The organism is Barnesiella propionica (assembly GCF_025567045.1).
GTDB lineage: Bacteria > Bacteroidota > Bacteroidia > Bacteroidales > Barnesiellaceae > Barnesiella_B > Barnesiella_B propionica.
Genome location: NZ_JAOQJK010000008.1, coordinates 167,448 through 175,534 on the forward strand (window position 1 = coordinate 167,448; position 8,087 = coordinate 175,534).

The 8,087-nt window shown below is 39.5% G+C and carries 12 protein-coding genes; all 12 read left to right on the forward strand.

Annotated features, from left to right (window positions below; translation table 11 throughout):
• The first annotated feature begins 13 nt into the window (after positions 1-13).
• The 12 genes from rpmD to eno all read left to right on the forward strand — a co-directional run bounded on the left by rpmD (position 14) and on the right by eno (position 7,636).
• Positions 14-190, forward strand: coding sequence for a 50S ribosomal protein L30 (gene rpmD / locus OCV73_RS11635; RefSeq protein ID WP_147552412.1), 177 nt, complete (start codon positions 14-16; stop codon positions 188-190).
• Between the two features lie 31 nt (positions 191-221).
• Positions 222-668 carry a 50S ribosomal protein L15 gene (gene rplO / locus OCV73_RS11640; protein ID WP_147552387.1) on the forward strand — a complete coding sequence of 149 codons (447 nt, stop codon included), beginning with the start codon at positions 222-224 and terminating at the stop codon, positions 666-668.
• Positions 669-672: 4 nt separating this feature from the next.
• Complete coding sequence (secY, locus tag OCV73_RS11645) at positions 673-1,998, forward strand: preprotein translocase subunit SecY (RefSeq protein WP_147552389.1); 1,326 nt, start codon at positions 673-675, stop codon at positions 1,996-1,998.
• A gap of 20 nt (positions 1,999-2,018) precedes the next feature.
• Positions 2,019-2,801, forward strand: a complete 783-nt coding sequence (gene map / locus OCV73_RS11650; protein WP_147552390.1) for a type I methionyl aminopeptidase — start codon at positions 2,019-2,021, stop codon at positions 2,799-2,801.
• 9 nt (positions 2,802-2,810) lie between these two features.
• Positions 2,811-3,029: a translation initiation factor IF-1 gene (gene infA, locus OCV73_RS11655; protein ID WP_009318521.1), complete on the forward strand. Its 219-nt coding sequence runs from the start codon at positions 2,811-2,813 to the stop codon at positions 3,027-3,029.
• 11 nt (positions 3,030-3,040) lie between these two features.
• A complete protein-coding gene (ykgO, locus tag OCV73_RS11660) occupies positions 3,041-3,157 on the forward strand; it encodes a type B 50S ribosomal protein L36 (protein WP_147552392.1) in 117 nt (38 codons plus the stop codon).
• A gap of 32 nt (positions 3,158-3,189) precedes the next feature.
• On the forward strand, positions 3,190-3,570 hold the full coding sequence (gene rpsM, locus OCV73_RS11665) for a 30S ribosomal protein S13 (RefSeq protein ID WP_147552394.1): 381 nt from the start codon (positions 3,190-3,192) through the stop codon (positions 3,568-3,570).
• A gap of 9 nt (positions 3,571-3,579) precedes the next feature.
• The gene (gene rpsK / locus OCV73_RS11670; protein ID WP_147552396.1) at positions 3,580-3,969 is read left to right on the forward strand and encodes a 30S ribosomal protein S11; all 390 of its coding nucleotides are present in this window, start codon (positions 3,580-3,582) and stop codon (positions 3,967-3,969) included.
• Positions 3,970-4,090: 121 nt separating this feature from the next.
• Positions 4,091-4,696: a 30S ribosomal protein S4 gene (gene rpsD, locus OCV73_RS11675; protein ID WP_147552398.1), complete on the forward strand. Its 606-nt coding sequence runs from the start codon at positions 4,091-4,093 to the stop codon at positions 4,694-4,696.
• 11 nt (positions 4,697-4,707) lie between these two features.
• Positions 4,708-5,700, forward strand: coding sequence for a DNA-directed RNA polymerase subunit alpha (locus OCV73_RS11680; RefSeq protein WP_147552399.1), 993 nt, complete (start codon positions 4,708-4,710; stop codon positions 5,698-5,700).
• A 4-nt stretch (positions 5,701-5,704) separates the two neighbouring features.
• Positions 5,705-6,193, forward strand: coding sequence for a 50S ribosomal protein L17 (rplQ, locus tag OCV73_RS11685; protein ID WP_147552401.1), 489 nt, complete (start codon positions 5,705-5,707; stop codon positions 6,191-6,193).
• Between the two features lie 159 nt (positions 6,194-6,352).
• Complete coding sequence (eno, locus tag OCV73_RS11690) at positions 6,353-7,636, forward strand: phosphopyruvate hydratase (protein WP_147552403.1); 1,284 nt, start codon at positions 6,353-6,355, stop codon at positions 7,634-7,636.
• Positions 7,637-8,087: the final 451 nt, after the last annotated feature.

Genomic DNA, 8,087 nt, shown 5'->3' on the forward strand with positions numbered 1-8,087 from the left:
GGGAGCTCAAGACATGGAAACAATTAAGATTAAACAAGTAAAGAGCAGGATTAAATGCCCTGCAACCCAGAAAAAAACGCTAGATGCGTTGGGACTGAAAAAACTCAATCGTGTAGTTGAACATAAGGCTACCCCCCAGATCATGGGTATGATAGCAAAAGTAAAACACTTGATTGCAGTAGTAGAGTAATATTCATACATCGATTAAAAAAATTTGCAATATGAACTTGAGTAATTTAAAACCCGCAGAAGGGTCAACTAAAACAAGAAAAAGAATCGGTCGTGGTTCTGGTTCAGGATTAGGGGGAACTTCTACACGCGGTCATAAAGGTGCAAAATCGAGATCTGGTTACAAACGCAAGATCGGTTTTGAAGGCGGTCAGATGCCGTTGCAACGCCGTGTTCCTAAATTTGGATTCAAGAATATAAACCGTGTTGAATACAAAGCTATCAATCTTGAGACTTTACAAGCTCTTGCTGAAAAGACCAATGCCAGTAAACTGGGTATTGAGGCTTTAGTAGAAGCTGGGTTCATTTCTTCGAATCAATTAGTAAAAATTCTTGGTAAAGGTACTATTTCGGCGAAACTGGAAGTGGAAGCCCATGCTTTCTCTAAAAGTGCTGAAGCCGCTATCGTTGCCGCAGGTGGAACAATAGTTAAACTCTAATACGATGAGAGCAATAGAAACTATAAAAAACATTTGGAAGATTGAAGATCTGCGTAAACGGATCATCACTACTATCCTGTTAGTGTTGGTGTATCGCGTAGGTTCACATGTGGTACTCCCCGGTATCGATCCCGGTAGCCTGGATGCTTTACGTAACCAGACAAGTAAAGGACTAATGCAGTTGCTCGACATGTTCTCGGGCGGTGCATTCTCTAATGCATCTATTTTTGCGTTAGGTATTATGCCGTATATTACCGCTTCTATCGTTATCCAGTTGTTGGGGATGGTATTACCTTCTTTCCAGAAAATGCAACGGGAAGGTGAGAGCGGAAGGACAAAACTTAACCAATACACCCGTTATCTTACGGTGCTTATTCTTTTGATGCAAGGTCCTGCATATTTGGTTAACCTTCGTGTGCAGATGGCCGGAGCATTTCCTGATACAGGCTGGATGTTTATAGTTTCTTCTACTATTATTCTTGCTGCTGGTAGTATGTTTATCATGTGGTTGGGAGAAAGAATTACAGACAAAGGAATAGGTAACGGTATATCCTTTATCATTCTCGTAGGTATCATTGCCCGTTTGCCTCTTGCCTTTGCGCAGGAGTTTACCAGCCGTTTGGCTTCTAAACAAGGAGGATTGGTGATGTTCCTGGTAGAAATAATAATCCTTCTGGCTGTGATTGCAGCTGCAATACTATTGGTACAAGGCACTCGTAAGGTGCCCGTACAGTATGCGAAACGTATCGTAGGGAATAAGCAATACGGAGGCGCAAGGCAGTATATTCCTTTAAAGGTAAATACTGCTGGCGTAATGCCCATTATCTTTGCGCAAGCTATTATGTTTATACCTATTACGTTTGCAAATTTCTCGTCAGACGTATCGAGCTCATTCTGGCGCTCGTTCATGTCCAATACGGGATTCTGGTACAATTGTGTATTTGCAATACTGATTATAGTATTTACCTATTTTTATACGGCAATTACTGTACAACCCAATCAGATGGCCGAAGATATGAAACGTAACAATGGTTTTATTCCGGGTATAAAACCGGGAAAACAGACAAAAGACTATCTGGACTCTGTAATGTCGAGAATAACTTTGCCCGGTTCTATCTTCTTAGCACTGGTAGCAATTATGCCTGCTTTTGCACAAATAGCTGGTGTAAGTGCAGAATTTTCACAATTCTTTGGAGGTACTTCATTACTCATCCTCGTAGGTGTGGTATTGGATACATTGCAACAGATCGAAAGTCATTTAATGATGCGTCACTATGACGGACTCCTTAAATCGGGTAGAATTAAGGGGCGTAGCGGTGCCGCTTATTAAAGTCATTATTTGAGAAAAAAATGATTTATCTCAAGACAAATGAAGAAATAGAGTTGATGCGTGAGAGTAATCTCTTGGTGGGCATGACCCTTGGTGAAATGGCTAAGTGGGTAGCTCCGGGGATTACTACGCTGAAACTTGATAAGATTGCTGAAGAATTTATACGTGATCATGGAGCCGTCCCCGGTTTTCTCGGTTATGGCGGTTTTCCCAATTCACTCTGTATCTCGGTAAACGAAAACGTAGTACATGGTATTCCATCAAGCTATGTGTTGCGAGATGGAGATATAGTTTCGATCGATTGCGGTGCGGTTAAGAATGGTTTTAATGGCGATTCTGCTTATACTTTTTGTGTGGGGGAAGTCGCCGAAGAAACAAAAGCACTCTTGAAAGCTACCAAAGAATCACTCTATATTGGCATAGAAAATGCGGTAGAAGGAAAGCGTATAGGAGACATAGGAAGCGCAATACAAATATACTGTGAAGGAAAAGGTTATTCTGTAGTACGCGAGTTGTGCGGACACGGAGTAGGAAAAGCTCTCCATGAGAGTCCCGAAGTCCCTAATTACGGTCGTAGAGGTACAGGGCCTGTCCTGAAGAATGGAATGTGCATTGCCATAGAACCTATGATAAACCTTGGCTCACGTAACATTGTTGTAGAAAGAGACGGTTGGACTGTTCGCACACGTGATCGTAAGCCTTCCGCCCATTTCGAACATACAGTAGCTATTTGCGGAGGTAAAGCAGATATCTTGTCTTCCTTCAAATATGTTGAAGACGTTTTAGGAGATAAATCAATTTAAATTTAATATATGGCTAAACAAGCTGCAATAGAACAAGATGGAGTAATCGTAGAAGCATTGTCAAATGCAATGTTTCGTGTAGAGCTGGAAAACGGTCACGAAATTACAGCTCATATCTCGGGGAAAATGCGTATGCATTATATAAAAATCTTACCCGGAGATAAAGTGAGAGTGGAAATGTCACCATACGATTTATCCAAAGGAAGAATTGCTTTTAGATATAAATAATACATAAAGATATGAAAGTAAGAGCATCATTAAAAAAGCGTACGCCAGATAGCAAAATAGTTAGAAGAAATGGCCGCTTGTATGTAATTAACAAGAAAAACCCTAAGTATAAACAACGTCAAGGATAATTTATTACCTTTGCAAAAAAATATTCTATTATATGGCAATAAGAATAGTTGGTGTTGACCTACCGCAAAATAAAAGAGGCGAAGTAGCCTTGACTTATATCTATGGTATTGGTCGTAGCGCCGCAAATACCATCTTGGAAAAAGCTGGTATCGATAAAAATATTAAAGTAAAAGATTGGACTGATGATCAATCAGCTAAAGTTCGTGAGATAATAGGTGCGGAATATAAAGTAGAAGGAGATCTTCGCTCTGAAGTTCAGCTCAATATCAAACGTCTCATGGACATCGGTTGCTACCGTGGTGTACGCCATCGTAATGGTCTGCCTGTGAGAGGTCAGAGCACTAAGAATAACGCTCGTACACGTAAGGGTAGAAAGAAAACAGTTGCTAACAAGAAAAAAGCTACTAAATAATAAGTAAGTATGGCAAAAAAGACAGTCGCAGCAAAGAAGAGGAATGTAAAGGTTGACGCAGTTGGCCAGGCACACATCCATTCTTCGTTCAACAACATTATTGTATCGCTTGCCAACAGTGAAGGTCAGGTTATTTCTTGGTCTTCGGCAGGTAAAATGGGCTTTAGAGGTTCTAAAAAGAATACTCCGTATGCCGCTCAAATGGCCGCACAGGATTGTGCAAAAGTGGCATTTGATTTAGGCTTGAGAAAGGTAAAAGCTTATGTGAAAGGACCAGGTAACGGTCGTGAATCTGCAATCAGAACTATTCATGGTGCAGGTATCGAAGTAACCGAGATTGTCGATGTTACTCCGCTTCCACATAACGGATGTCGTCCTCCGAAAAGAAGAAGAGTCTAACTTATTCTTTTTATTAGAAAACTGAATCTCGAATAGTGAATAGATTGCACTTAATCCTCTCTGCAATCGCGGCTGCACTCTTCCGGGTTCGCAACTTATAATTTATAAAAAAAAATTAGAAATGGCAAGATATACCGGACCTAGAACAAAAATTGCTCGTAAATTTGGCGAAGCTATTTTCGGGCCAGATAAAGTTCTTTCAAAAAAGAATTATCCCCCGGGACAGCATGGTGCAAATAAAAGAAGAAAAACTTCAGAATATGGTATTCAGTTGCGAGAGAAACAAAAAGCTAAATATACTTATGGTGTATTGGAAAAACAGTTCCGCAACTTATTCGAAAAAGCCTCACGTACCAAAGGTATCAAAGGTGAAGTGTTGTTACAATTACTTGAAGCACGTCTTGACAATGTAGTATTCCGTTTAGGTTTAGCACCTACCCGTTCTGCCGCTCGTCAGTTGGTTTCGCATCGTCACATCGTAGTAGATGGAAAAGTAGTTAATATCCCTTCATATTCATTGAAACCCGGTCAGGTTGTAGGTGTTCGCGAAAAATCGAAATCTTTGGAAATAATCGCTGACTCTTTGTCAGGATTTAATCACAGCAAATATCCTTGGTTGGAATGGGATGAAAGCTCTAAGAGCGGTAAAGTGCTTCACACTCCCGAGAGAGCCGATATTCCTGAAAATATCAAAGAACAGTTGATCGTTGAGTTGTATTCTAAATAATAATTGATTCCATGGCGATATTAGCATTTCAAAAACCCGATAAAGTATTGATGTTGGAAGCGGACAATTTCTTCGGTAAGTTCGAGTTTCGTCCGTTGGAACCAGGCTATGGTGTTACGGTAGGTAACGCTTTACGCCGAATCCTCCTTTCCTCCCTCGAAGGCTTTGCAATTACATCGATTCGTATCGATGGAGTAAAACACGAGTTTTCTACCATTCCCGGTGTTATCGAGGATGTTACGAATATAATTCTTAACCTTAAAAAGGTAAGATTTAAACAAATTGTGGAGGAAATCGAGAATGAGAAGGTAACTATTACTGTTTCGGGCTCGGAAGTGTTCAAAGCTGGAGACATTGGCAAAACTTTGACCGGATTTGAGGTTCTCAATCCCGAGTTGGTTATCTGCCATTTGGATTCAAACGCAAGTTTTCAGATGGATATCACTATCAACAAAGGGCGCGGTTATGTCCCTGCCGATGAAAACCGTAATCCCGGAGATGAAGTGAATGTAATACCCATCGACTCTATTTTTACCCCTATCAGGAATGTAAAATATGCAGTTGAGAACTTCCGTGTAGAACAAAAGACGGACTACGAGAAACTGGTATTAGAAATTGCAACCGATGGTTCAATCCATCCGAAAGAAGCTCTTAAAGAAGCGGCTAAAATCCTTATTTATCATTTTATGTTGTTCTCCGATGAAAAAATTACCATCGAAACGACAGATGCTGATGGAAATGAAGAGTTTGATGAAGAAGTACTGCACATGCGTCAGTTACTTAAAACGAAACTTGTCGATATGGATTTATCCGTTCGTGCGCTTAACTGTTTGAAATCTGCCGATGTAGAAACATTAGGAGAACTAGTGGTTTTCAACAAAACCGATTTGTTGAAATTCCGCAACTTCGGTAAGAAATCTCTTACTGAACTTGACGAACTGTTAGCCAATCTGAACCTCTCGTTCGGTATGGATATCTCGAAGTATAAATTAGATAAAGAGTAAAACGATGAGACATAATAAAAAATTTAATCATTTAGGACGTACAAAGGCTCATAGAGATGCGATGTTGTCCAATATGGCTTCTTCTTTGATTCTCCACAAGAGAATCTTTACCACATTGGCCAAGGCAAAAGCTTTGAGAATGTACGTTGAGCCCCTTATCAACAGAGCAAAAGAAGATACAACGACATCACGAAGAGTAGTGTTCGGTTATTTACAGAACAAATATGCCGTTACGGAGCTTTTTAAAGAAATTTCTGTTAAGATTGCCGATCGTCCCGGAGGCTACACCCGTATCCTTAAAACCGGAAATCGTTTAGGTGATAATGCAAAAACTTGCTTTATTGAGCTTGTTGACTATAACGAAAATATGTTGAAAGAGAAAGCAACGAAGAAAGCTACAAGAACACGTCGTTCTAAGAAAACTGCTTCTGCTGAAGTAGCTGCACCGGCGGCAACAGAAACTCCTGCAACAGAAGAAAAAGCTGCAGAATAAGAAAGATAGATTTTATCTATATAAAAAGAAGGGATTTCCGCACAGGAATATTCCTTCTTTTTTATTTGTTAATAATGTAAATAAATTTAAAGTCTGTATAAACAAAACCCTGTGTTTTACGTTTAACTATAATAGAGTTAAATACAAACACAAACAATTATGAGAATAGCAAAAATTATAGGAAGAGAAATCCTCGATTCACGTGGTAATCCTACCGTAGAAGTCGATGTGGAATTAGAGTCCGGAATAGTAGGGAGAGCCGCAGTACCGTCCGGAGCATCTACAGGTTCTCATGAAGCCTTGGAGTTACGGGATAATCAGAAAGAACGTTATTCCGGCAAAGGGGTAACGAAAGCAGTACATAATGTCAATAAGACTATCGCCGATGCCTTAAAAGGGATGTGTGTTTTGGACCAGATCGGTATTGATGAAACATTATTGGCTTTAGATGGAACAAAAACAAAATCCAAATTAGGTGCGAATGCCATATTAGGGGTATCCTTGGCAGCAGCGAAAGCAGGAGCTGCTTATTTAGGTTTGCCTTTATATAATTATATAGGAGGAGTCAATAGTTATATATTACCCGTACCTATGATGAATATTATCAATGGTGGTTCTCATTCCGATGCCCCTATCGCGTTTCAAGAGTTTATGATTCGTCCTATCGGGGCATCTTCTTTTAAAGAAGGATTAAGAATGGGGGCGGAAGTTTTCCATACGTTGAAAAAAGTTTTACATAATCGTGGGCTAAGTACAGCTGTGGGAGATGAAGGCGGATTTGCTCCCGCTCTTGCCGGGACCGAAGATGCAATCGGTGCAATAATACAAGCTATAGAAGAAGCCGGATATATGCCGGGAAAAGATGTGACGATCGCATTGGATTGCGCTTCATCTGAGTTTTTCAGTAACGGAATTTATGATTATTCAAAATTTGAAGGTCCTGGCGGTGCCAAACGAACATCAAAACAACAAGCAGATTATTTACAGGATCTGGTATTGAAATATCCGATAGACTCTATAGAAGATGGAATGAGTGAAGATGATTGGGATGGTTGGCGTTTATTGACAGATCTTATTGGAGACCGTTGCCAGTTAGTAGGAGATGACTTGTTTGTTACTAATGTCGAATATCTTGAAAAAGGGATTCGTTTAGGTTGTGCTAACTCCATATTGGTAAAAGTAAATCAAATAGGAACTTTGACAGAGACGTTGAGAGCCGTGGAAATGGCGCAACGGAACGGTTATACAGCAGTAATATCACACCGTTCAGGTGAAACCGAAGATGCAACGATCGCGGATATAGCAGTAGCAGTAAATGCCGGACAAATTAAAACAGGTTCATTAAGCCGATCCGACCGTATGGCGAAATATAACCAATTGTTACGTATAGAAGAAGAGCTTGGTAAAGCAGCTCAATATGGATATAAAAAAATAAAACCGTAATAAAGGTAATAAACTTATACAGCTTCGTTCCGTTCTCAATATTTATAAATTGAAAACGGAACGAATTTTTTGTGTGATATTATTGCTAGTATTATAATTTTGTTTATTCAGATAAATCTTTTTCAAAAAAATGTATGATATAATGATCTGTAATTCAGGATATAGTTGTGTCAGATGATATTATTTTTCAAAAAAACATAGAAAAGATTTGGAGAGAGGGGAAAAAAGTTATTATCTTTGCCGTCGCTTTTGGGGAAAGAAATTAATCACTGGTGAAAAAAGAGGCCAAAAGATTTGGAAGAATCCCTCAAAAGATATTATCTTTGCTCCGTTTTCCCTTCGGAGGTTCCCCTTTAAAGAGAAAACACGAAGATAGCAATAAAAGTTCATTGAAATAATTACAATAGACAAAGTAGTACGAGACGTTTTTTTTGACAGGCTTAACCCCCTG

Excerpts from the sequence above, each read along its gene's own strand:
- rpmD (WP_147552412.1), top strand. The coding sequence starts at position 14 with ATGGAAACAATTAAGATTAAACAAGTAAAGAGCAGGATTAAATGCCCT.
- rplO (WP_147552387.1), top strand. The coding sequence starts at position 222 with ATGAACTTGAGTAATTTAAAACCCGCAGAAGGGTCAACTAAAACAAGA.
- secY (WP_147552389.1), top strand. The coding sequence starts at position 673 with ATGAGAGCAATAGAAACTATAAAAAACATTTGGAAGATTGAAGATCTG.
- map (WP_147552390.1), top strand. The coding sequence starts at position 2,019 with ATGATTTATCTCAAGACAAATGAAGAAATAGAGTTGATGCGTGAGAGT.
- infA (WP_009318521.1), top strand. The coding sequence starts at position 2,811 with ATGGCTAAACAAGCTGCAATAGAACAAGATGGAGTAATCGTAGAAGCA.
- ykgO (WP_147552392.1), top strand. The coding sequence starts at position 3,041 with ATGAAAGTAAGAGCATCATTAAAAAAGCGTACGCCAGATAGCAAAATA.
- rpsM (WP_147552394.1), top strand. The coding sequence starts at position 3,190 with ATGGCAATAAGAATAGTTGGTGTTGACCTACCGCAAAATAAAAGAGGC.
- rpsK (WP_147552396.1), top strand. The coding sequence starts at position 3,580 with ATGGCAAAAAAGACAGTCGCAGCAAAGAAGAGGAATGTAAAGGTTGAC.
- rpsD (WP_147552398.1), top strand. The coding sequence starts at position 4,091 with ATGGCAAGATATACCGGACCTAGAACAAAAATTGCTCGTAAATTTGGC.
- OCV73_RS11680 (WP_147552399.1), top strand. The coding sequence starts at position 4,708 with ATGGCGATATTAGCATTTCAAAAACCCGATAAAGTATTGATGTTGGAA.
- rplQ (WP_147552401.1), top strand. The coding sequence starts at position 5,705 with ATGAGACATAATAAAAAATTTAATCATTTAGGACGTACAAAGGCTCAT.
- eno (WP_147552403.1), top strand. The coding sequence starts at position 6,353 with ATGAGAATAGCAAAAATTATAGGAAGAGAAATCCTCGATTCACGTGGT.